Below are 265 nucleotides of genomic sequence, written 5' to 3'. Positions count from 1 at the left end.
AGCTTTCAATATCATTGCCCAAAAGTACAAAAACGGTTCTTAAAGATGCTCAAACTGATCTTGCCGAGTGATTGCCGCCCTGTCATTGTGACGGATGCGGGCTTTAAAGTTCCTTGGCTCAAAGCCGTGCGAAACAATGGCTGGCATTATATTAGCCGAGTTCGAGGTACGGCACACTTGAAAACGCAGGGCAGCGATGAGTTTGTTCCATGCCAGTCACTATTCAAGAGCAATCAACGTAAGAGCCAGTATCTTGGCGCGACCG

Annotated in this window: 1 protein-coding gene; it reads left to right on the top strand. The window is 47.9% G+C overall.

Annotated features, from left to right (window positions below):
* Window positions 1-45: 45 nt before the first annotated feature.
* A partial coding sequence (locus H5158_RS23625) for a transposase (RefSeq protein WP_409076824.1) occupies window positions 46-265 on the top strand: 220 nt, incomplete at its 3' end.

The sequence above is a fragment of the Pseudoalteromonas sp. SR45-6 genome, from assembly GCF_014163545.1.
Classification (GTDB): Bacteria; Pseudomonadota; Gammaproteobacteria; order Enterobacterales; family Alteromonadaceae; genus Pseudoalteromonas; species Pseudoalteromonas rhizosphaerae.
The sequence above is the reverse complement of the archived record's forward strand: the minus strand, read 5'-3'. Positions and strand labels throughout refer to the sequence as shown.